This is a genomic window from Candidatus Bathyarchaeia archaeon (assembly GCA_038882715.1).
Lineage (GTDB): Archaea > Thermoproteota > Bathyarchaeia > Bathyarchaeales > DTEX01 > DTEX01.
This window is the reverse complement of the sequence record JAVZNR010000016.1, coordinates 1-21,118: the sequence shown is the minus strand read 5'-3', so window position 1 is coordinate 21,118 and position 21,118 is coordinate 1. Positions and strand designations below refer to the sequence as shown.

Sequence of the window (21,118 nt, the reverse complement as noted above, 5' to 3'; positions counted from 1 at the left end):
CGATATACAATTTGTCTTTGTCGTAAAGGTTATTTTACCACTATAAAAGTAGAGCAGAGACTTTAATGAAATGTCCACTCTCAGCTTTTACCTGTCCATAATTCAATTCTCCTCCACAATTTTAATATAAAAGTCTTTTATAAATTGCAAAACTTTTAAGGAAAAACCCTAAACAACAATAAGGCTGCTAATCTTCTTTTCTTACTTTATGCTTGTTGGCTGATGATAGCATCACATTGATCCATCTCTCTTTACCATTTGCCGGGCTTTCTCCGTTTAATGCCATATTAGGCCTTAAGTAATTGTAGTATACTCGGTATCCATCTATTATCTCCTCAAACTTCTCTCTCGCTCCCCTCTTCTCCCTAACCCACTCCTTAAGTGTGCCATGCAGCCTCCCCAAGTAGTATCCGTCTACGTCGCGCTGGGCAAGGAAACGGAGTAGGACCGCGCTTCCCTGCTCTTCTTTGGGCGGCGCGCATATAAAGTTTAAGATGGTTTGAAACTTATTTTAACCCTTTAAGTCTACGCTGATCGAGAAGAAAGTTTAACGCGTGAGGGTAGGATGAGATTCGCTGCTAAAACTTAGACAGAGCCGGGCCGCCCTTCAAATTCTTTAGAGTCGTTAAAAATAAATTTATTCGGTCCCATATTAATGGAAGAACATGGAGACAAAACCTTCCCAGCTGTTGAAAGATGCACAGATTCTTATGCGTATTGAAAGCATTCTAAATGAATTCTACTGTGGTGAACAAAAGGAACGTTTAGTGTTAAGACCGCGAACTTGTAATAAACGTTCGCCTAGAATTGAGCGGATAGAACATAGGGGACAATTAAGAATCTTAGCTTTTTCTGATTATGGGATGAAAAAATCGAGGAGTTATTTAACCTCTTAAAACACCTTTTAAAACACCTTGAAGAAAAACCTGATCTGATAGTTTATGGGGCGACGACATAAATAGATTTGCTCCTCTACGAGAAGAATTATTCCGCTTTAGCTTTAACAACAATCAGGAATTGGTGAGAGTTTGGGTTTCAGACGACGGCCGAATCTGGTCAAGCCCTCTTTACGGTTTTATCCTTCGATTACCTAAAAATGGCGGGACGAGGACGCGGCTAAGCGCAGAATTTTCGAAGTAATGGGGTTCATAAACGCGCTTTATGATAGATGGCACAAAAATAAGACGTTAAGCGAAAAAGATCTTGGAGAGTTACTTATAGAATATCCAAAGTTTCAATTAAGGCGAAGGCAATCTACGTCGGGGAGAATGGAGGTAATAGAGGTTATAGATAGTGATGTGGGAACTACAGTATTAAAAATTAAAATTTGAGGTTGCTCCAGAAGGCTATATCCCTTTTCTTTCAGAATATTTTGATCTTTATATATTAGTCAAGAGGCGCGAACATTCATCAATTACTGTTAAGAGGATACGTGAGGATCGTGATTATGCTTACTTCCATATTTCTGTGAGCGAGCCGAAACGCAACATATTTGAGGAATTAGCAAGCTATGCAAGGTATAGGCTGGCCGCAATAATAGGCAACGATGATGTAGGTGCTGACAGATCTCGGATTTATGGCAGGAACGTTTACGAAATTCATAACACGTGGGTTAATATAGGGCGGCTTCTTATAGTTGGACTCGAAGGATCCACGTGCGGATTAGGGCCTTCTGGCGGCTACAGCGAGGGAAGTGTTAGGCTGAGACTTGAACTTGCACGTGAGATCTCTGAGGGCAAGAAGTTGCTGATAGTATCTCACTCTCCTCCAAGGAGGTGCTGGATAGGGCTATGCGCTATGGCGACAGGGCCATAGGGAGTCTAGCGCTGAGAGATTTTCTGGAGGAATGCGGCAACATTACGTTTGTTATCTGCGGACATGTCCACAGGTGCGGTGGAAAATGCGAGAAGGTCAACAACGCGACGGTTGCAAATGTAAGTTCGCATGATGATCCATTTAGTAGGGCAAACATCGCGTGGATTGTTTTAGATCGAAATGGAGATGTTGAGGAGATAAAATGGTTAAAGTTTCCCTCGTTTTAGAAGCAATCCTAAGAGGGTATGATGGTGAAGAGAGACTTCTTTACCTTCAAAAGGAAGCTGGGCTTTCCAGAAATGAAGCGGCGTTATTTATGGAAGCCTATTACGGGCATGGCGACAGATTGCTTGACGACCTTTCAGAATTGGCTAATATTAAGTGTCGTTACGGATTTTCGTGGAGCAACGTGTTTAAACTATACGATTATGGCGTCAAGGCGCCAGAATCAATAACCAGAGAAGTTTATGAAAACGTGTTTAAGGAAAGCTATGGTATTGATAAAGTTCACCTGAAAAGGGCATATGCTAAGGTGTTGAGAGAACGAGAAAAAGGAAACATTTACTTGATTGATCCAATTTCAATTCCAGATGATAGCCAGATAATAATCTTTGATACGGAGTACAGCGGAAGTACAGGCGTCCTCTACGGGTTTCTGGACGTTGAATCCGGCGAATTTAGGCAGTTCTGGTTCGATGAAAAACTTAAGGCGCAAGAATATCTCCGCACTAAACTTAATAAAGTCCTTATTCATTGGGGTGGCTTGGATAGGTCGCTGCTCTAACATTTAATCTGCTATACTGTGCAAACGAGTCTCGTCGCGCCCACATCCTCGGCTAGCCTCCGCGAGGTCCACGACGTCCTATGTGGCGCGCTGGAAGGCGATTTCTGGAAGCGCTCATTTTACGAGATAGACGGGTTGGATAAGCTAATATTATGCAACAAAATCTTACGTGAGCCGAATAATGCGGAGGCCCGTGAGGAGCTCGCAGCTGCGAATAAAGCAGACATCTTGGCGCTTCAGCGCGTGATCGAAAAAATTGGGCAGCTCAATAGCGGCGCCAAACTTTATCCCTACAAGATGGACGAACAAAGTTCCCTTCAAGGAGCAACTCATCCAACATTGAGCCAAGAGCTGCTCAACAACGTCATTTGCCGCTTTATGGAAGCGCATTCAAAGTCCCTACAGAGCGCTGGTATTAAGAGGCCAAGGCGGCCATGAGAAAGCAAGGCTCCGCTTTGGCTTGACTAAAATTTGAGAAGGCGGTTGCGTAGGCGTGGCCTTGAGGCGGATCTCGCATCGCAGCTGCGACTTCTGGTCAGGCACCGTCCGATTAAGAATCGTGTCATAATACGATATAGTTTTCTTTTTTAATTAAAAGCGAGCAAAATTTTCGACAACTTAAGCGAACGTTAGTAAGGGATTGCCCATTACAAAGAGGAGGGAAAATAGGGTTGACGTCTAGGTTAAGGCGCGCCAAAATATGATGCGTTATGGGTGTCTGAACGATAAGGCGGCGTTTCCCCTGAACTGTGAGGGGAATGGGGCCCTGGCGAGCCACCAGAACCCCATCACGGGCGAGCCGCCCAACAACAGCTTGCACCCCCAGCATTATAAACCTTTGGTTTAGGGAGCCAAGCCATTAGGAACCCCCATCCACCCGCCCCCATCACTACGCTCCCGAGCGGCGGGTTGGCTCTGGAAGCGTCTCGTACAGGGAACCTCAAGCTCCGCGGCGATAACCATAAGCGAACCCATGACCGAGACAGCATACTTCTACACGTTTACAGTCTAAGGGGAAACAATCTTATTAAGGCAGCCTTCACCCATTATGCTCAGCCCTAATATCGCCCCGAAGCCTACGCCACCCCCAACAACGCTCTCAAGCCCGCCCCCTACCCACGTCTGTGTAGTTTTTGCGCAGTTTCCTCGTAAACATCTTCACATAATCCTTGAGGGAGAATTTGCTGAAGGGGAGCCGCTCGATATCGCATACCCTGCTCATAAGCCTTAGGAGACTACCCCTCCAGGTGGGAAGCATGGCAGCGCAGGCCCCCTCATAATCGTCTATTGCTATGGGGAATCCCTGTTTTTTGCAGGCCTGCCAGAGGGAGACGGCTGCCGCCTCATCGGCCGTCAACCTCCTGCCCTTAGCCTTGGCGGCCTTCAGCAGCCGCCTGGCGATCACCATGGCCTCCTCCTCAACGGATGTGGGAGCGCCGATCCTGCTTGCTAGGTTTGAGATGAAAACGGCGACTTTCACGACGACTCTTTCGCTTCCATCGCTCCTTCTAAGCATATGCACATAGCGGCCTTGGCCGCTGTACTTCACAGCCTCCGAATATGTAATCTTTCCAGTCTCGGATAGGCCTGCAAAGGCGAAGCTCCCGCGGTTTAAGGTCTTTGGCGCGAAGCTGTGAACCATCTCGCTTTCCCCAAAGACTGTGCCGCAGCTGCCGCATGCAACCTCGCCGGTCGCCCCATCTCTGATTAAGGTGCCGCCGCACTCAGGGCACCTCTCAGCACTCATCCCCCTCCACCTCCATAAGCCTAGCTGCCTCGACAACCAGGTTTGAGATGGGGGTGTCCCTGAGGCTTATCAGCCTGAGGCGCGCGGCCCTCTCCTCGCGCGCAACGCCGAGATCCCTTAGGAGCGCTAGGTAGCGTATGGCGTCCCTCCTTGAGCACCCGACCTTCCTGCAGAGCGCCGTTATCCCGATCGGTCCCCTCGCGGAGCTGAGGGCGATGAGGATCCTCCGCGCAACCCTGGACTTCAGGCAGGATGCTGCGCGCGCGAGGTCTGGGGCGGATAGGTGGCTCATATATGCCCCCTGAAGAAGCGTTTTTGCCCCAAGGTTTAAAATGGTTGCGGAGGATTTGGATACGGGGGGTGGGTGGGGGGCCCAGCCCTTAAAAGAGCTGGGCGCGCCTGTTCTTTGGTGTATTATATGTCGGCGAAGCCTGAGCATGAGGAGGAGTATGTCCTCGTCAAGAAGAGCGTCCTTGAGGAGATCATCCGCACAGTTGAGGAGATCCGGGCGATAATCAAGGAGATCAGGGATGAGGGCGCCGGCAAGTCCAAGTGAAGCCCTCATCTCCTCAATCGCCTCCCTTTTTCTCCCCCATGAGCCGCGCCAGGAGGGCCTCTACCTTCTCGAGCTTCTCCTCAAGCTCCCTCATCTTCTTAGCCTTCTCAACGACCTCCCTAGCGGACTCCTCGGCCTCGTACGAGGCTGCCATGCTCAGCGGCAGGCCGCATTGGCTGCAGAACCTGTGGGTCTCGGGGTTGTGGCTCCCGCACCGCGGGCATTTGATAATCTTTATCAGCGTCCCCTCCCCCTCAACCTTCTTTATGCCGTATAGGGCCAGGATTGCGTCCTCAATGTCCCTGGCTGAGAAGTGCACGTATCTGGCAGCCATCTTCGACCCATGAACCCACCCAGCGAACTTCTCGAGCTGAGCCTCAGTCAGGGTCTTAGCCATCTTCGTGAGCGTGGTGTGCCTGAATAGGTATGGCCAGACATCCTTCCTCAGCCCGGCCCTCCCAGCCATCTTCTTGACGATTAGGCGGAAGTGCCTGTAGCTCAGCGGCCTGCCGACGTAGTTTGTTGCAAGCGAGCACCATAACGGCGCGTCGGGGTCATCTCTGCGTGGGTGGACCCTAAGCCAGTCAAGCAGCGGCATAAGAGATGCGACTAGAGGTATCCTCTTTATCCCAGTCTTACCGTTCACCGTGATTATACAGTAGTCCCTCTTGAACTCGACGCTGCTCGTCTTCATGCTCAGCAGCTCGCCGGGCCTCAAGGCGCCCTCAAACAACACGTGGAGCATTGCTTTGTCCCGCGGGTTGTCGGCGGCCTGAACCATAGCCTTGATATCCTTATCGTCCAGGAGGGCTTCCGGCGTGACCCGGCCGCTCCCCTCCCTGACGCTCAGCTTTATCCAGCTGGCCTCAGGAGGCATCGGGGCGTCCCTGTCGCATCTGCCAACCTTAGCGTACTGGATCAGCTTACGCAGAACCAGCTTCTTATCGCGCTTAGTCAGCTCCCTATAACTTGGATTCCTGTTTATCCACGCTACAACGCGCTCAACGTCCCGCCTGGTAGCATCCTCCAAGTTGAAGTCTATGGCGCGCAACAGAGCCAGGAGGTGGCCCGCAACCTTGCTCAGCCTAGCAATAGAAAGCCCAAGGCTTGCCAAGTGATCCAGGAAGCGGAGCGCCGCCTCGCCGTTACGCCCGAATCCAGCGATAATCCGCCTGTAGCGCTCAAGCCTCTCATCATAATCATAGATCTCACTCTTCACGCCAAACTCATATTCGCTGGACTTAAAAGTGAGGGGAAGAGATTTGAACCCTAGAGGCTGGTGCTCCGGGCGGGATTTGAACCCGCGTCTCCGGCTCGAAAGGCCGGAATACTTGACCGGTCTATACTACCGGAGCCATTACGCGCTATTGTATTATTGTTTATAAGCCTCGCTTTTTAGTTTTCCGCTATGCTTCTCCCATGAGGAAGCGCATCTGCGCCAGTCTATCCATTACTTCAACTATTGCTCTCTCGATCTCGTGTCTCTTAGCCTTATAGGTCTCCTCGTTTATCTTGCCCTTCTTATAGTTTTCGTCTAGGCTTTTAAGCTCCTTAAGCAGCTGATCCCGCTGTTTCTCTAGGCTCTTCGCCATCGCACTTATCTCATCATACATTTCCATTCACAACCTTCAATAATCCCTTGGAGATAATTAAGGTTTACTTATTCAGCCGCCAACATTGTTCGTAAATAAGGCTTTATGCTTTAATTGAGGTTCTTCATGAATAAGGCGGAATATAGGATGATGTTAGAAAACCTTAAAATAGGATGTTAGAGAGAAGGCTTCATGGTTCAGAAGAAGATTATATGCTATAAGACGGGGGAGAAAATAAGGATTGACGGCTTCTTGAAGGAGAGGGCGTGGCGGCTGGCTGCAAAGACAGAGAACTTTGTGGATATAGTTAGCGGTGAGCAGCTCCCATTAAGGAAATGGGTGAAGGTGCTGTGGGATGACGAATACCTTTACGTAGGCTTCCACATAGAGAGCCCAGATGTTTGGGGCACTGTGGTGAGGCAAGACGATATAGTTTACAATGATCCGGATGCTGAGATCTTCATAGATCCCGACGGCGACACCTTAAATTACTATGAGTTCGAGGTGAACGCCTTAAACACTAGGTATGAGGTGTTTTGGGCTAGACCCTACTATGATATTGAGCGAAAAATGTGGATAGACGCGTCGGAGGCTGGGGCTAACTTTAGCTGGGATCTGGTTGGAATAAAGCATGCTGTACAAATTTATGGGACTTTAAACTTTCACGAGGACGTTGATAGAGGCTGGTCGGTTGAAGTTGCGCTTCCATGGGCGGGCATGAGAGACTTAACTAGGGGTTCTCTTCCCCCTAAGCCGGGCGACGTATGGAGAATCAACTTCTACTGTCAAGAGTTTAGAGATTGGCGAAAGAAGGAAGTAGACCACTACATTTGGGCTCCAGCCGGCGTAGTCTCATGCCATGTGCCCTCCACATGGGGCTACATTGAGTTCTCAGACAAAACTGTTTAAGGGACAGAGCCGCTTTCATACCTGCTTTTTTGTTCAGTCTCCTAATGTAGTGTAGCATATTGGTTAAACTCCATCTTTTCACTAGCGTTGAGAAAAAGTTTCGCTGGAAAACTTAGAAATAACCTCTATCTCGCTTGCTCATACATTATTTATGAATGATAAAACTTATATCATTTCACTTGCAAGAACTATATGTAAGGTGAAGGTTGATGGGGGTTGGGGGGAAGAGCCTTTCCTTTACGTCCATTTTAGCTCTGATTCTGGTGCTTATTTTGCTGTTGTCTCCTTACGTTGTCCTTGCAAGGGAGTATGGTCTTCTCACCGATGTGAGCTTTGATGTTCTCTGGAGCTGTTTTCTAGAGTATCTCCGCGGCGGCCAGCCCGGCATCGTGAAAATTAATGTTGTTCCTGAGTATGAGGGCAAACCATTCATATATGAGAGCGCAGTAATATTCATACATAACTTCACGCATCAGTCCCGTCCAAGGCCGGAGAATGGCAAGGAGCATAGCGAAATAATTTATTGCGGGGGCTCAACCAAGATTTCCTTCAAGATATCCAGAATCCCTCTAAGGTGGGGTTGGGATGAGATTGAAGCCGAGCCTAGATTCATCTACCTTAACTATGAGTATGCCGTTTTCATGTATGCTTGGAGTGGTGGGAGGCTGTGGACTGGCGCCAGCCTCGTGAGGTTTGAGCCTAAAAAGCCCCTAACTGAAGTGGCCGCTAAGCTCGCCATGGAGCCCCTACCAGCAGAGTATCAGAGCGCTTATGGCGCTGGGTCTGGGCCGATCCTACCATCCTATGGGACTATTGAGGAGGTTGTTGAAAGATATTATCGTATGCCGGCAGTTCAGCTGCACTCGATAGAGGGAATCTCAGTCCGCTTCTACATCTACTATGGAAACTACCTGTATTATACGCAGAAGAGGAGGGTTCTGGACTGGACCTATCAGCCAATAACAGACTGGCAGAGCCTAGGAGACAAAATAACCATGGCCGAGGATACCACTGGCACGCCGTGGGTCTCTAATGGTGAGAAGAGGTGGGCCATGGTATGGGTGAGGTATAGGTATGAGAGGTGGAAGTGGATTGTTGGAAGCATGTGGCAATATGAGGAGATAGTTACGCCGATAAGCTTCGGAGGCCGCGATTTGGGCGACATGATACAATGCTCGCTATGCGGCGGCAACCCGGTAGGCAACATCGCTTGGTACGTGCGTGGTACGCCGGATGTAGAGTGCCCCTTAGGTGATGGTGAGAAAACCGTAGAGGTGTTTGGAATAAAAATATCGTTCAGTGTAGCCTACGGCCCCATCACTCTAACAGTTGAATTATGGAAGGAAATACAGAAGGGCACATCGGCTCAACCAGCAAAAATACAGATACATGTAAATACTTGGGTTAAAAATTACCTAGTAACCTTCGACGACAACACTAACTGGAAAGTTGTACACTTCACCTGGCAGGATACGCCTCCTTAAAAGCTTTTCTCAAAATGTGGCTTTGCGAAAGGAAAGTTAATTTTAGAAGGTTTACTGATAATTAATTGAGGTTTGGGAGACGCTTAGATGGAAATTTCCAGAATACCGATAAAAATAATCGTTGAAGGGCTTGGCGAGTCTAGGGCGGCTCTGATTCGCTTCCTCTCACCTAGAACTGTCGACGCGGTTGTTAGGCTTCTACCATTAGAGGGGCGGGCTGCGGTATGGCAGAACGAGATATACCTTGAGATCCCGCTAAAAATCGGGGTTGAGAAGCCGAGGGAAACTGTGAAGAAGGGGGATTTAGCCTACTGGCCGCTTGGAAAAGCGTTCTGCATATTCTTCGGAGACATGCGTCCCCACACTCCGGTGAACTTAGTTGGTCAGATTGCAGATAATGTTGAGGTCTTCAGTAGAGTGAGGAGCGGAATGAAAATAAGAGTTGAAAGGCAACCATAGATTTTACGGCTTTCAGATGCACATAACCTTATAATGCCAGCCTACGTTTAATTATTGAATTAATTGTTGAAAAGAGGTGATGTTTAAATGCTGCTTGAACACATGACAAGTTTAGACGTGAAGGAGGCTGCTGAGAGAGGTCTAATCGCAATATTGCCCATTGGTTCAATTGAAGTTCACGGCCCACACATGCCTTTAGGGACAGATTCAATCTCCGCCTTCGAGATATCCAGGAGGGCGGCTGAGAAAGAGGAGGCTGTAGTTTTGCCGCCGTTATATTATGCCTACGTTCTGGAGAACAGGCATTTTCCGGGAACAATTTCTTTGACGGCTAAAACCCTGCTAACCATTCTGGAAGAAATATGTGATGAGGTTGCGAGAAACGGCTTCAAGAAGATCCTGATCGTTAATGGACATGGCGGAAACGCTTCGCTTCTGAGAGTTTTCCTTAGAGATAGCCAAGCTAAGAAAAAGGATTATGTGGTTTACGCGGTTATTGCGCCTTGGGAAGCATATGACGATTTAGCCAGCGAGCTGAGTGAGGGGAGAAAATACGGCCATGCCTGTGAAATAGAGACGAGCGTCGGGCTTTACCTTTTCGGAGACCACATTAAAATGGATAATGTAAAGAGGGAGGCTAAACTCGGAAAAACTGGGCTGCCTAAAGGGGTTGAGACAGCCTTTGACTGGCAAGCCTACGCAGTCGATCTATATGTTGGCGACCCAAGATACGCCACAAAGGAGAAAGGCAGGTTGCTCGTCGAAAGGATGGTTGAGAGGCTAGCAGAGGCGATAAGGGCGATTAAAAACGATACTGAGGTGCCAAGGCTGCTAGATGAATATTGCCGAAAAACTTATCGCCAGTAATACTTCTCTCCCCTAAAAACTATCATTAATATCTTTTTGAAGCATTTAAATGCTGGCGCGCGCCCACATCCTCCAGATTTATTGGTTTGAATCCTACTTTAAAGGCCGGGCTATCCTCCTTTAATGTGAAGTCATGTTTTTCAACGTCCTTGAATTTTGGGTCGGCCACAATAGAATAAGTGTCGTATCCGAAATTCCTCCACTCCTCTAGGCCATATCTTCTTCCCTTATTGGATTCCACAAACATTATTTGCCCTCCTGAAACATCGTAGAACAAGTTCAGATTGCTCCTAAAATTACGCTTCGAGAACTCTTCCGCATAGCCTCCGACGAAGATCGGTGATCCATTGGATAAAACGATGTTTCTCTCGAAGGTAAAGGCTATGTATGGAGGCTCTTCGCCTCTACTGAAAATTATCTGGCCTTCTCTGCCTAAAACAAATATGTTATTCCGAATTATATTTTCCCGACCATAATGCTGATGGAAACCGCCGCTCATAGCGTTATAAACAATATTGTTTTCCACCGATATGTGGGAGCTTCCTTCATCCAGATATATTCCCCAGCCACCGTAACCATATGCTTCAACATCATGAATCAAGTTGAAGCGTATAGTCGTCCCCGGCTGCACGCCTAAAGTGTATATGCCCCCCATATCGCTGAGCAACCCGTGACCAATATCGTAAATGTGGTTGCGCTCCACTATGTTGCATCTCGCGTTTGTGGGGCCATAGCCCCAGGTCCAGCCCACAGATATACCAGTATAATAAAAGTCGTGAATGGTGTTATGTGTAATCTCATTATGTCCGCTCTGACCAACCCATACGCCGACAGCGCTGTGGAAGACGCGTCCACCCTTAGCGATGCGGTTATTGAAAACGACGTTATATCCTGTTTCATCATAGGTTTGTGCGGGGATACTCGGTTCACCAATCTTTATTCCCCCAGCGCCTAAATCTAAAAATATATTATTCGTAATGAAGATTCTGCTGCATCCACGCCCAACCTCTATCCCATAGCCCCCAACATGCTCTATCCTGCATCCATCTATCGTGATGAAGCGGGCGCCCTCCAGACAAATTGCTCCAGGCACGCTCTGAGCCGCTTGAGGGGAAAGCGAATAATGCCATTCTGTGTGCCGGAAAACTAGACCCTTAAATATTACATGTTCCACATATTGTCCTCTTTCAGGCCTGCCGACCATTTTAACCAGATGGCTGAGCCTTGGAGCCACTACTCTTGAGGAGCCGGCATCCTCTCCGGGCAAGGGTATATAGTAGAGTTTTCCGGACGCACGGTCAAGATACCATTCGCCGGGCTTTCTCAACGCCTCAAAGACGTTCTCCACGTAATATCTCGCAAATCTAGACTTAAAGTCGTCTCTTAAAGCAAATACTGTTTTCATAGAAAGCTCAACAATATTGCTCTTCTCATCGAAAGATTTGATTGGTATCCTTTCCTCTATCCAGTAATGAAGGATAATGACTTCAACATCATTAATGTTTCTCCACTGTCTAATGTCTCCGGAAGCGCACTTGAAAACGCTCGCACCATCAAAAAGTGAAAGATCCTCAGGCTTTTTTCCGGGAACATCTTCTATCCAGAAGAATCCGCTTTCAGGTAAACGTGGACGGAATCTACGCTCATCATTAACGAACAACTGCTTAAAATACCATCCTCCCTCCTTAACCTCAGGGATCTCCGCAACCCACGCCGTTAAACCGCTGCTCAACCTCTCTATTCGCCAACCGCTTACAGGGTAGCCGCCGCTTATAACCGGAACCTCGCCCTCATAGGCTTGATATATAACTGGATTCTCCTCAGTCCCCGAATCTTCCGGGGCGAACATTATCGGCTCATCCAGCCAGTAAACCCCTCCACGGATCTTAACTACCACAGGGCCTTTCAGTTCCCCGCTCTTCTTAGATTCGCGGACAGCCGCTTTCGCGCGGGTGATCGTCGCGAAAGGTCCATCCGTCCTATCTTCATTAGGTTCAGGTAGCTTCCCAGACCACTCATCCCGCCCTTCCGGAGAGACATAAAAAATCACGGAAGCGATAATCCATCTCCCTCCACGCAACTTACTTAGTAATGCGCTTTGCGCTTTGCATCACACTGTTAACGCAACTATTATAAAAGCATTTAACCATCCCCCTCACCATAAATAAAGTAGAGAGCAGGCTCATATAGCAGCGTCTAACCGCAAACTTTAAACTAAAAATTTGCCCGACATAAATTCATCCTCCGTTTTTCCTAAGCCTATTGGTTAAGGTTACATCTACATAAACAATTCAATCCTATAAGTGCACAAGGTTGGAACAATCCCTTTAGACTTCTCATATAAAACGTCGTCGCTGTTAGAAGGATTCCGCCAACCTATCGGAGAACCAGCAGGAGACTAAGCAGGCGGTATAGGGATAAACGCCTATCTTGAACCCAAAACCCAAACCTTTATATACCATTAGAGAGGTCCGTTTATAGTTGCTTTTCATTTACCGGTATTTTCAGGTTATTTTTGAGAGGATTAGTTTTGCTGCTTCTTTTCTGTTTTTTGCTAAGTCGAGTAGGGTGTTTATTAGCCCTTTTTTAGACGCGTCCATCACCTCAACATAAAGGAGTTTTCCATCCTTATCATAGCCTAGAATAATATCGTTGTCGAGAAGCTCCTCGTTGGCCAGGGTTCCATCCCTAATCTTAAGCACTAGGACATCTACATCGGAATCATATTTTATGGCTAGATCCATCTCCCAGACCTCTTCCTCCTACGAACAGTATTCTCAATCCCACTACTATATATTGCGGTTACAATAAATACTTGTTGATCTCTCCTCTCATATATTACAGCTGTCTTCTGATCAAACCTTACAGCAATGTACCGGTTGGTAGCCGTATCATAGAGAATCTCATCAGGGCTCCTAACAATGTTCTCAATTAAATCTCTTGTCACCCCAACCCTCGAAAGCTCATTAGCAATCTTATCCAAAATATGCCGACTAAATACAACCTCCAAGATTCATCCTCACCCAACTCTACTAATAAATACCGCTTTTCTCCATTGTGGCTTTAAGTCTCTTAGCAATGTCTTTAATTAGTTCTTTAAGCTTGACTGGATCTTTGATCGTGGCGTCTTTAATATTTACGCATAGTAGGGGCTTAGCTCTGCAGAGCCTTTCAACGATCCTTTCGATCTTCTCGGTCTTCGTGCTTTGAATGCTTGTGATGATGATCACGGGTCTTATTATAGCATATCTTCTTAGAAATTCTTGTATTGGCGGCGTGAGCGTGCCTATCCATATGGGTGATGCAACGATAACGGCGCTGTAACCACTCAGCCTTGGCTCGCTGGGCTCAAACCTGATGTCTGTCCCCCCTCTAATGAGAGTATCGTATATAAGCCTAGGGTTTAAGTGCAAGGGCTTAGAATATTCTCTTATGGGAAGGGTCCTATAGACGTCAACCGTAAAACCCTCACTCTTTAGACATAGCCCCAGCTCACCAACGACGCGCTCCGTATACCCAGTCCTAGAATAGTACACTATGGCTATCCTCATAGCAACCATACCCCATGAGAACATATAACCTGTAGCGCATTTCTCAAAAATGCTTAGTGTTAACGTTCTGATAATATTTAAGGATAATAAGATCGCCAATGGGGTTAAGGAGTAATCATTGTAGATGAAGCAAGCTCGGTTCTGAGCAAACAAATGGGATGGAATAAGAAAGCTAATCGAAAGGCTCTCGCGTTAACGTTAAGAGGAACATTCGGCAACCCTCAGGCGAGATATCTACGAGCTCCTGAAGGCTAAGCAGGCAGGCGTGGGTATAAACGGATTTTCTGGAGCGCATCCTACTGGGACAGTCCTACAAGGAACACAAACCTTTATATGCTCGTAGAGAAGCCCGTTTTAAGCTGCTTTTCAAAAACAGGGTTGAAAACTGGCTGCTGGTGCGGGGGGTGGGATTTAAGTCCATTTTTACTGGCAAATAAATTATGTACAAGTTGGGTTCAGGTTTAGGTCTCGGTAGGCGGGTTTATTATTTGACTTCCAGCTCACGCATTAAAGTTATTTTCGCATTTGAATAATTATCTTCCATGTTGCGCTATTTAATCTTATTACATTGACGCTGTAGCCTTTTCCCTCAAGTATTGGCGGTATATCCCTTACTGATGGTGGATTATCAAGGATTACCTCTAAAATATCGTTTTGCGATAGGCCGCTAAGAGCTTTCATAACTAGAAGCTGCGGGTATGGGCAGACTAACCCGCGTACATCCAGCCTGTATAGTCCTTCACCAGCTTTTTCAACCTTAAATCTATCACTACTCAATGTACTCAACTCCATGTTTTTGAAAGAAGGAATGCTTTTAGCTCATCTATTCTATGTCTCCTACAAAATCCACTTATGTCCTCGCCTGGCTTTCTCCGCTCCAGATAATTGGCTATAAATGAAGCAACCATGAACTTCGTTTTTTCGGCTGGGACTCTCTCGGCTATTAGTTTACCGAGCGATGGATTATTGCCTAAGCTTCCGCCAACATAAATGTCATATGCCTGCTTAATCCTATCGCCCTCCCTAACCTGTTTTCCAACCAAACCTATATCGGCTATGAGACTTGCTCCACAATCATTGGGGCAGCCGCTAACATTTACGCGCAGCCTCATATCACTTAATTTCTCCGGACCAAAAACTCCTTCTAAGTAGTCTATAATCTCTTTAACTACGTCTTTAGCATGCGGATATAATGTTTTACCGCAGAAGTCTGATGCGCAGCCTACGCTGAGCCATCTGGTCCTAGAAGTGTTTATCGTAAAACCTAATTTCATAAGGGCTTTAATTAGCAAATCTTTATTCTCTTCGGAAACATTTGGGATTATTATGTTTTGGGTTGGGGTCAACCTTATCTCACCGCTTCCATATTTATCCGCTAGCTCCGCGATCTTGCACATTATATAACTCGTTAATCGCCCACCCAATATAGGGATATTCACGTAGAAGTAGCCATCATTATTCTGCGGCTGAATTCCTTCGTGGTCGGTCTCTCTAACAAAGATCGAACCATCATACTTCTCAAACCCTACATTAATTTTTGATTCTAGAATTGAAAAGAACTTTTCGAGCCCCCACTCCTCAATAAGCCACTTAAATCGAGCTTTAGCCTTGCTCTCCCTATTACCATAATCTCTGAATATTTCGACAGCTGCAACGGCCACTTTAAAGGCGCTCTCAGGTCTAATAAATACGCCAATCGGCTTCGCTAGCCTTGGTCCTGGAAGCGACGCCCCAATGCTCCCGCCAACTAAAATTGTGAAGCCAACTATCCCGCTATTTTTAACGGCTACGAAGGCTAAGTCATTTATCTCCGCCCTAACGCAGTCAGCGCCACAACCAGTCATTGCTATTTTAAACTTCCTAGGTAAATTCAGGTACTCCGGGTTTCCAGTAAAAAACCTTGTTAATTCTCTAGCAATCGGATAGCAGTTATATATTTCGTCTCTTTCTATCCCTGAAACTGGACAGCAAATAATGTTCCTCACATCGCCATATCTTGCTCCTGGAAAGCCTTGACCGCACATATCCGTTGTAAGGCCCATTTCATCCATCTTAGAGAAGATTTCTATAGAATCCTCCGCTCTAATCCAATGCAGTTGTATATCCTCTCTGTCAGTTATCTCCGCAACCCCCCTACTGTACTTTAACGCAAGTCTAGCAATTTCCCTAAATTGCTCGGAAGTTAAGATGCCGCCTGGAATCTTGATTCTGACAAAATGTAAAGAACCCTCACCGTCATCGCGCCCAATCGAGTATCGCCCTATAAACTTTTCAACATTTTCTGCCAGCGTCATAGTTTATTTCGCCCTACTTTATTTATATCCTCTACGGACTTCTGATCAATGAAAAATATAACGGTGTTATTATTTAAACTTTACCAAGAAGAAATTACAGATCTATATCGTTAGCATTAACCCCCAAGCCGTCAACTAATATTCTCCTATAGAAGTTGTAGGCTTCATCCTCGCTGTTAACGTTGTCTACTATCATTATTCCGCTCTTTAAAACACTAATAGTTCTATTGTTGATATTGTCGGTAAACGTTATTCCAAGGTTTGCTCTAACTTTTATCTTAAAATCCTTGAGGCTGTCTATTGTCCATGAGAGTTTATTCATGTCTATGTTAAGGTTTCTCCTCGGCACTATAAGGAAGACCCTTTTACCCTCTCTACCGCAGAGCTCCATGATCACTTTCTCCTCAATGGGCTTGGAAGGAGCCCCCTTTAAACCGCACACGGGGCACTTCTCAGCTCTCGAAACACCTATTGTCTCGAATATCATTTCGCTGATATCGCAGTGAAGAAGTTTACTAGCCAACTGAGGCTTCTTTCCAGTAATTATCTTGGTCGCCTCTGAAACTTCTATGCTCGCTATAATGTTGAGGATTGCGGGATGAACCCCAACAACAGCGCATGAAGGAAGCATATCATCGTCTATCCCGCCTTGAAAGCATTCTAAGCATGGTGTTTCACCAGGTATAATAGTGGAGGCACTTCCAAAAGTCATTATGGCGGCGCCGTAGATATATGGCACGCCGATCTTCTGGCAGGCGCGGTTAACTATGTAGCGTGTGCTCATCCGGTCAAGCCCGTCAATAACGACGTTAACATCTCTAATGGCTTCTTCAATAGTGCGGTGGTTTAAGGATATTGGCAGCGGTTCAACCTCTATGTTGGGGTTAAGCTCCTTAAGCCTTATGGCGGCGGCTTCAACCTTTGGGTAGCCTAGGAACTTCACGCTGTAAATATGCTGTCTCTGTAGATTCGATAATTCGACGACATCGTGGTCTACTAGGCGTAGGTGCCCCACTCCCATAGCGGCCAGCTGTAAAGCGGCTGGAGAACCTAATCCGCCTAAGCCGACAATACATACGCTGGCACCTTTAAGCTTAACCTGCCCCTTATAGCCTATATCTGGAAGAACTATTTGTCGAGAATAATATTCTATCTCAGACTCTGAGAGATCTGCTCCTCTTCTACTTTTAGACAAAATTAACCCCTCCCAATTCTAGTCGGGTAAGGAGCGCTTAAAAATGCTCTACAGGAGCAATTCTTTAAGGGCGACTTACCACCATTCTCTTTTCGGTATACATCGTTAATTATAATAATTATGTCCCTCATAACCGAGGACGCCGTTTCTCTACCACCAGCTCCAGGCCCAATTGCCACGTGTTGACCAGAGTGGGCGCAGTCTACTTTCACAGCATTAAGATTGGAGCCTACAGAGAGGGGGTCATCTAGGGGGATTTCCTCCGGAGAGACTTTTACTTCATCATGACTTATAAAGCCTATAAGCCTGATAGTAAAGCCCCTTCTCTTTGCTTCAAGCAGGTCTTCCGGGGTAATCCCTCTTATGCCCTTAATATTAACGTCCCTAAGCGATATCCTAAGTCCCATAATGTAATTCGCTATTATAATGATTTTTGACGCAGTATCTAAACCATCAATATCGTAGGAAATATTCTTTTCAGCATAACCTAACCTTTGCGCCTCAGCTACCGCTTGATCCATTGTTAAATGTCTCTCAGACATGCTCCAGAGAATATAGTTTGTTGTCCCGTTCAAAACCCCTTGAATGGACAGCATCTCGTCCCCACAAAGAAGGTTTCTTATGAAGTCTAGGATGGGTATAGCTCCACCCACAGCACCACTAAACCTTAAAATCATACCCTCCCTCTGCGCTAGGTCTAGGAGGCTGGGAAGAGCTAGGGCAAGCGGGCCCTTATTGGTTGTAACAACATGTTTACCGGATGTTAAAGCCCTCTTAATATGCGTTAACCCTGGCTCACCACTTTCCAAGTTGTTTGATGTAGTCTCTACAACTATGTCTCCATCAATTTCCTCTATAACCTCCATAGCTGAGAGACCTGGTTTGCCTATGAACTTCATGGCTGAGACCGAACCCAAAGACCTCTTAACTTCTAGGGCTCTAGTTAAATCTACCCCTGCTTCTGAGATTACTGCTCCACCACGATCAACTATTGCGACAACCTTAAAATCTAGCCCATATCTATCTTTAAGTGTTCGGCGGCGCAACATGAGGATTTCAGCCAACCCTCGACCTACATTTCCAAATCCTATAAGGATTAAATTAACCATGTTATCCACCCCCAACCGCTGGGATAATTGAGATCTCGTCATTCTCGTTCAGCCTTGTCTCTAATATGCCTGTGAACCTCACGTCTCTCCCGTTCACGTATATGTTGACGAATCTTCTCAGATTCCCTTTTTCATCTAAGATCCTATTTTTAAGATCCTCCCCATACTTGGCGGCAACTTCATCAAGAGTCTCCCTAAGCGTTGAAGCATTAACATAAATTATCTTTTCGCCTGCTATTTTCGCTAATACACCAAACAAGGTTACTTTCACTTTAGCCATATTACATAACGCCTCCCAACCTTGCCAGATTCTTGAGGCTGTTAAAGTTAGGCTCCACCTCAATTATACTCGCAGCGTCTGCCGAGAAAATCTCTAGTGATTTAAAGCCGCTGCCAGTAATACAGCAAACAACCTCTTCATCTTTGCCTATATCGCCTGACTCAATAAGCTTTTTCAGGACGGCTATGGTAACTCCACCAGCTGGTTCAGCAAAAATTCCCTCAGTCTTCGCTAGAAGTCTCATTCCCTCAATTATCTCTTCATCTGTCGCATACTCGGCTAACCCCCCAGACTCTTTAATAGCCCTCAAAGCGTAGACTCCATCGCCTGGATCGCCTATAGCTAGGCTCCTAGCGATAGTTTCAGGCTTCTCAACGGGGAAAATGTCTTCTGAGTTATCCTTAAAGGCTTTAACTATAGGCGAGCAGCCCTCTGGCTGCGCCCCTATTAATCTCGTTTTAAAACCATTGATCAGCTCAAGCTCTCTAAACTGCTTTAGCCCCCTCCATATGGCGCACAGTAGTGCCCCACTCCCCACAGGTATTATGATGTTTTCCGGAGCCCTCCAACCAAGCTGCTCACAAATTTCAAAAACAATAGTTTTCGAGCCTTCAACATAGTATGGCCGCACATTTATGTTCACTATCCCCCAATCAAACTCGTAGGCGGCTTGGGCGGCAAGCCTATTAGCGTCATCATAGGTTCCTTTAACAGCAACTATCTTGGCTCCATAAGCGGCTGCCTGAAGAACCTTACCCCTCTCAGTATTGGATGGAATGAAAACATAACATGGTAATCCAGCGAGAGCTGCATGCGCGGCTGTGGCAGCAGCGAGATTTCCAGTTGAAGCGCAGCCGACAGCTCTAAACCCGAACTCGAGGGATTTTGAGATCGCAACTGTAGCTGGCCTATCCTTGAAGGATCCTGTCGGATTAACAGTATCATTCTTTATGTAAAGTTTTTTCACCCTTAAGGTTTCCGCCAGACGCTTACATTCTTGGAGTGGTGTGAAACCAGCCCCTAAATCAACGATTTTTTTCTCGTCTTCAAGCGGCAATAGCTCGCGATAACGCCATAAAGTCTTACTTCGCGTCTCTATAACGGGCTTGCTGATGTTTATTGAATCTATGTTATAAATGACTTCTAAGGGGCCGAAGCATTCTTCGCACGCATGAATCTTCGCTGGCGGATATTCTCTTCCACATTCTCTACATTTAAGCGCTTTTATGTGACCGTTTTTCTTGAGGGTTTTCACCCTCCATAACAATGTTATAACAATATGATTATAACTGATATTTATACTTTATGTTTAAAATATTCTTATTAGGAATATTTCGCAATTTTTATAAATCCGTTATACCCATAAAATTTTAGGTGTAGTGGGTTGCGATGTCAGGTTTGTGGCAGATTAATTCGAGGAAAGCCGATAATGAGGAAAACATGCTGTATAAATAAGCCCTTCGTCTTTTGCTCCGAAGAATGTATGAAGAAGTGGTTCCAAAGCTGGTTGCGTAGACAAGCGTGAACAAAAAGTTTTTCCTTAACATTATTAGAAAGGTTTTTATATAACGGCGTTATATAATTCGTTCGGTGATTTATGTGCCAAAATTATCCATAATAGTATCCTCGGAAAAATTGGATAAGCTCTTCCCAGCGATAACTTTAGCTGCAACCGCAGCCGCTATGGGTTGGGAGTCAGAGGTATTCTTCACTTTCTGGGGTCTCTTAGCCTTAAAGAAAGGTTATGAGCCAAAAGAAGTGAGCTCAGATTACAAGGGCTATGAAGATGACCTGAGGAGAGCGATTAGCTCCGGAGCTATGCCGAGCTGGCGTGAGATATTAGAGCAGGGCAAGAAGACTGGAAGATTGAAGATCTATGCATGCTCCACAACAATGAACCTTCTCGGAATAAAGGCTGAAGATTTAGTGGAGTATGTAGATAATGTTGTTGGCGCTGCAACGTTTCTAGGCAGAGCGAAAGACTCAGACATCAATCTCTTCATATCTTAACTGGGGGTGGCGTTCTTTGAAGGTCAACTTGATTGTTGATGCTCGATATAAGTCTTGTCCAGGCCCGCTTCTCGCACTAGCTGAGGCGGTTGCAAAGTCTAGTCCGGGTCAGGTAATCATGCTTATGGCAACCGACCCAGCTGCCCCTCAAGATATTAGAGAGTGGGCTTCAAGCGTGGGCCATAAAATTCTAAAAGTTGAAAAAGTCAACGAAGTGTATCAGATATATGTGGAGGTTTCGGGTTGACCTATAGCGATCTATCAAAGTCTATAAGCGAGCTTATTGAGTCGCATGGCATACCGAGGAGAGAGGTCTACTTGGATAATGAGAACTCAGGTTTAATAATTCCGGAAGCCCTAAAAGCCATGGAGGACGCTTATAAGCGGGGTGGTAGGGGGCATCCATCCATAACCCACTTAATGGGCTGGATTAGCTACCAGGCTCTCTATGAGGCTACTTTGAGGA

27 protein-coding genes and 1 tRNA gene are annotated in these 21,118 nt (G+C 46.3%); 12 read left to right on the top strand and 16 right to left on the bottom strand.

All coding sequences use genetic code 11. From position 1 onward, the window contains the following. Positions 1-187 precede the first annotated feature (187 nt). Entirely contained in the window at positions 188-403 is a 216-nt protein-coding gene (locus tag QXR61_08220) for a hypothetical protein (protein MEM3757930.1), read from the bottom strand. A gap of 1,064 nt (positions 404-1,467) precedes the next feature. Between QXR61_08220 and QXR61_08215 the strand changes: the two genes are divergently transcribed. The 4 genes from QXR61_08215 to QXR61_08200 are packed head-to-tail and all read left to right on the top strand — an operon-like array spanning position 1,468 to position 3,037. Further along, on the top strand, positions 1,468-1,815 hold the full coding sequence (locus QXR61_08215) for a hypothetical protein (GenBank protein MEM3757929.1): 348 nt from the start codon (positions 1,468-1,470) through the stop codon (positions 1,813-1,815). After that, positions 1,791-2,042 (top strand): hypothetical protein, encoded by a 252-nt coding sequence (locus QXR61_08210; protein ID MEM3757928.1) that lies wholly within the window; start codon positions 1,791-1,793, stop codon positions 2,040-2,042. Before QXR61_08215 ends, QXR61_08210 begins: the two co-directional genes overlap by 25 nt. Beyond that, the gene (locus QXR61_08205) at positions 2,018-2,599 is read left to right on the top strand and encodes a hypothetical protein (GenBank protein MEM3757927.1); all 582 of its coding nucleotides are present in this window, start codon (positions 2,018-2,020) and stop codon (positions 2,597-2,599) included. Before QXR61_08210 ends, QXR61_08205 begins: the two co-directional genes overlap by 25 nt. Positions 2,600-2,617: 18 nt before the next feature. After that, positions 2,618-3,037, top strand: a complete 420-nt coding sequence (locus tag QXR61_08200; GenBank protein ID MEM3757926.1) for a hypothetical protein — start codon at positions 2,618-2,620, stop codon at positions 3,035-3,037. A gap of 661 nt (positions 3,038-3,698) precedes the next feature. Here the strand turns inward: QXR61_08200 and QXR61_08195 are convergent. Continuing rightward, positions 3,699-4,346: a TFIIB-type zinc ribbon-containing protein gene (locus QXR61_08195; protein ID MEM3757925.1), complete on the bottom strand. Its 648-nt coding sequence runs from the start codon at positions 4,344-4,346 to the stop codon at positions 3,699-3,701. Further along, a complete protein-coding gene (locus QXR61_08190; GenBank protein MEM3757924.1) occupies positions 4,336-4,638 on the bottom strand; it encodes an HTH domain-containing protein in 303 nt (100 codons plus the stop codon). Before QXR61_08190 ends, QXR61_08195 begins: the two co-directional genes overlap by 11 nt. A 126-nt stretch (positions 4,639-4,764) precedes the next feature. On the opposite strand from QXR61_08190, the gene QXR61_08185 reads away from it, so the two are divergent. Next, positions 4,765-4,902, top strand: a complete 138-nt coding sequence (locus tag QXR61_08185; protein ID MEM3757923.1) for a hypothetical protein — start codon at positions 4,765-4,767, stop codon at positions 4,900-4,902. Between the two features lie 13 nt (positions 4,903-4,915). On the opposite strand, the gene QXR61_08180 is transcribed toward QXR61_08185, so the two are convergent. The 3 genes from QXR61_08180 to QXR61_08170 form a co-directional block, all read right to left on the bottom strand. Beyond that, a complete protein-coding gene (locus tag QXR61_08180; GenBank protein MEM3757922.1) occupies positions 4,916-6,121 on the bottom strand; it encodes a site-specific integrase in 1,206 nt (401 codons plus the stop codon). Between the two features lie 58 nt (positions 6,122-6,179). Continuing rightward, a tRNA-Glu gene (locus QXR61_08175) sits at positions 6,180-6,257 on the bottom strand. A 51-nt stretch (positions 6,258-6,308) separates the two neighbouring features. Continuing rightward, positions 6,309-6,521: a hypothetical protein gene (locus QXR61_08170; GenBank protein MEM3757921.1), complete on the bottom strand. Its 213-nt coding sequence runs from the start codon at positions 6,519-6,521 to the stop codon at positions 6,309-6,311. A gap of 165 nt (positions 6,522-6,686) precedes the next feature. Between QXR61_08170 and QXR61_08165 the strand changes: the two genes are divergently transcribed. The 4 genes from QXR61_08165 (at position 6,687) to QXR61_08150 (ending at position 10,213) form a co-directional block, all read left to right on the top strand. Then, positions 6,687-7,403: a carbohydrate-binding family 9-like protein gene (locus QXR61_08165; protein ID MEM3757920.1), complete on the top strand. Its 717-nt coding sequence runs from the start codon at positions 6,687-6,689 to the stop codon at positions 7,401-7,403. Positions 7,404-7,612: 209 nt separating this feature from the next. Continuing rightward, positions 7,613-8,887: a hypothetical protein gene (locus QXR61_08160; protein ID MEM3757919.1), complete on the top strand. Its 1,275-nt coding sequence runs from the start codon at positions 7,613-7,615 to the stop codon at positions 8,885-8,887. 87 nt (positions 8,888-8,974) lie between these two features. Next, positions 8,975-9,346 (top strand): cyclophilin-like fold protein, encoded by a 372-nt coding sequence (locus QXR61_08155; GenBank protein MEM3757918.1) that lies wholly within the window; start codon positions 8,975-8,977, stop codon positions 9,344-9,346. Between the two features lie 87 nt (positions 9,347-9,433). Then, positions 9,434-10,213: a creatininase family protein gene (locus QXR61_08150; GenBank protein ID MEM3757917.1), complete on the top strand. Its 780-nt coding sequence runs from the start codon at positions 9,434-9,436 to the stop codon at positions 10,211-10,213. Positions 10,214-10,238: 25 nt separating this feature from the next. Here the strand turns inward: QXR61_08150 and QXR61_08145 are convergent, their stop codons facing one another. The 10 genes from QXR61_08145 to QXR61_08100 all read right to left on the bottom strand — a co-directional run bounded on the left by QXR61_08145 (position 10,239) and on the right by QXR61_08100 (position 19,897). Next, on the bottom strand, positions 10,239-12,263 hold the full coding sequence (locus QXR61_08145; GenBank protein MEM3757916.1) for a right-handed parallel beta-helix repeat-containing protein: 2,025 nt from the start codon (positions 12,261-12,263) through the stop codon (positions 10,239-10,241). A 454-nt stretch (positions 12,264-12,717) separates the two neighbouring features. Continuing rightward, positions 12,718-12,957 carry a DUF2283 domain-containing protein gene (locus QXR61_08140; protein MEM3757915.1) on the bottom strand — a complete coding sequence of 80 codons (240 nt, stop codon included), beginning with the start codon at positions 12,955-12,957 and terminating at the stop codon, positions 12,718-12,720. After that, entirely contained in the window at positions 12,948-13,223 is a 276-nt protein-coding gene (locus QXR61_08135; GenBank protein ID MEM3757914.1) for a hypothetical protein, read from the bottom strand. Before QXR61_08135 ends, QXR61_08140 begins: the two co-directional genes overlap by 10 nt. 22 nt (positions 13,224-13,245) lie before the next feature. Next, positions 13,246-13,788 carry a hypothetical protein gene (locus tag QXR61_08130; GenBank protein MEM3757913.1) on the bottom strand — a complete coding sequence of 181 codons (543 nt, stop codon included), beginning with the start codon at positions 13,786-13,788 and terminating at the stop codon, positions 13,246-13,248. A gap of 489 nt (positions 13,789-14,277) precedes the next feature. Further along, positions 14,278-14,541 (bottom strand): sulfurtransferase TusA family protein, encoded by a 264-nt coding sequence (locus QXR61_08125; protein ID MEM3757912.1) that lies wholly within the window; start codon positions 14,539-14,541, stop codon positions 14,278-14,280. A gap of 5 nt (positions 14,542-14,546) precedes the next feature. Continuing rightward, positions 14,547-16,058 carry a nitrite/sulfite reductase gene (locus QXR61_08120; protein ID MEM3757911.1) on the bottom strand — a complete coding sequence of 504 codons (1,512 nt, stop codon included), beginning with the start codon at positions 16,056-16,058 and terminating at the stop codon, positions 14,547-14,549. 94 nt (positions 16,059-16,152) lie between these two features. Next, entirely contained in the window at positions 16,153-17,253 is a 1,101-nt protein-coding gene (locus QXR61_08115) for a HesA/MoeB/ThiF family protein (GenBank protein MEM3757910.1), read from the bottom strand. Between the two features lie 2 nt (positions 17,254-17,255). Next, positions 17,256-18,362, bottom strand: coding sequence for a homoserine dehydrogenase (locus QXR61_08110; GenBank protein MEM3757909.1), 1,107 nt, complete (start codon positions 18,360-18,362; stop codon positions 17,256-17,258). A 1-nt stretch (position 18,363) separates the two neighbouring features. Then, a complete protein-coding gene (locus QXR61_08105) occupies positions 18,364-18,642 on the bottom strand; it encodes a ubiquitin-like small modifier protein 1 (protein ID MEM3757908.1) in 279 nt (92 codons plus the stop codon). A 1-nt stretch (position 18,643) separates the two neighbouring features. Further along, positions 18,644-19,897 carry a threonine synthase gene (locus tag QXR61_08100; protein MEM3757907.1) on the bottom strand — a complete coding sequence of 418 codons (1,254 nt, stop codon included), beginning with the start codon at positions 19,895-19,897 and terminating at the stop codon, positions 18,644-18,646. 344 nt (positions 19,898-20,241) lie between these two features. On the opposite strand from QXR61_08100, the gene QXR61_08095 reads away from it, so the two are divergent. The 3 genes from QXR61_08095 to QXR61_08085 form a co-directional block, all read left to right on the top strand. After that, complete coding sequence (locus tag QXR61_08095) at positions 20,242-20,652, top strand: DsrE/DsrF/DrsH-like family protein (GenBank protein ID MEM3757906.1); 411 nt, start codon at positions 20,242-20,244, stop codon at positions 20,650-20,652. A gap of 16 nt (positions 20,653-20,668) precedes the next feature. Beyond that, positions 20,669-20,899: a sulfurtransferase TusA family protein gene (locus QXR61_08090; GenBank protein MEM3757905.1), complete on the top strand. Its 231-nt coding sequence runs from the start codon at positions 20,669-20,671 to the stop codon at positions 20,897-20,899. Further along, positions 20,896-21,118: hypothetical protein (locus tag QXR61_08085; GenBank protein ID MEM3757904.1), on the top strand; the 223-nt coding region annotated here is incomplete at its 3' end. The genes QXR61_08090 and QXR61_08085, both read left to right, overlap by 4 nt.

What these genes read in the sequence shown, in the direction of transcription:
- QXR61_08210 (MEM3757928.1), top strand. Translation starts at nt 1,791, where the DNA reads ATGCGCTATGGCGACAGGGCCATAGGGAGTCTAGCGCTGAGAGATTTT.
- QXR61_08205 (MEM3757927.1), top strand. Translation starts at nt 2,018, where the DNA reads ATGGTTAAAGTTTCCCTCGTTTTAGAAGCAATCCTAAGAGGGTATGAT.
- QXR61_08195 (MEM3757925.1), bottom strand. Translation starts at nt 4,346, where the DNA reads ATGAGTGCTGAGAGGTGCCCTGAGTGCGGCGGCACCTTAATCAGAGAT.
- QXR61_08190 (MEM3757924.1), bottom strand. Translation starts at nt 4,638, where the DNA reads ATGAGCCACCTATCCGCCCCAGACCTCGCGCGCGCAGCATCCTGCCTG.
- QXR61_08185 (MEM3757923.1), top strand. Translation starts at nt 4,765, where the DNA reads ATGTCGGCGAAGCCTGAGCATGAGGAGGAGTATGTCCTCGTCAAGAAG.
- QXR61_08170 (MEM3757921.1), bottom strand. Translation starts at nt 6,521, where the DNA reads ATGGAAATGTATGATGAGATAAGTGCGATGGCGAAGAGCCTAGAGAAA.
- QXR61_08165 (MEM3757920.1), top strand. Translation starts at nt 6,687, where the DNA reads ATGGTTCAGAAGAAGATTATATGCTATAAGACGGGGGAGAAAATAAGG.
- QXR61_08160 (MEM3757919.1), top strand. Translation starts at nt 7,613, where the DNA reads ATGGGGGTTGGGGGGAAGAGCCTTTCCTTTACGTCCATTTTAGCTCTG.
- QXR61_08155 (MEM3757918.1), top strand. Translation starts at nt 8,975, where the DNA reads ATGGAAATTTCCAGAATACCGATAAAAATAATCGTTGAAGGGCTTGGC.
- QXR61_08150 (MEM3757917.1), top strand. Translation starts at nt 9,434, where the DNA reads ATGCTGCTTGAACACATGACAAGTTTAGACGTGAAGGAGGCTGCTGAG.
- QXR61_08140 (MEM3757915.1), bottom strand. Translation starts at nt 12,957, where the DNA reads ATGGATCTAGCCATAAAATATGATTCCGATGTAGATGTCCTAGTGCTT.
- QXR61_08130 (MEM3757913.1), bottom strand. Translation starts at nt 13,788, where the DNA reads ATGTTCTCATGGGGTATGGTTGCTATGAGGATAGCCATAGTGTACTAT.
- QXR61_08120 (MEM3757911.1), bottom strand. Translation starts at nt 16,058, where the DNA reads ATGACGCTGGCAGAAAATGTTGAAAAGTTTATAGGGCGATACTCGATT.
- QXR61_08110 (MEM3757909.1), bottom strand. Translation starts at nt 18,362, where the DNA reads ATGGTTAATTTAATCCTTATAGGATTTGGAAATGTAGGTCGAGGGTTG.
- QXR61_08105 (MEM3757908.1), bottom strand. Translation starts at nt 18,642, where the DNA reads ATGGCTAAAGTGAAAGTAACCTTGTTTGGTGTATTAGCGAAAATAGCA.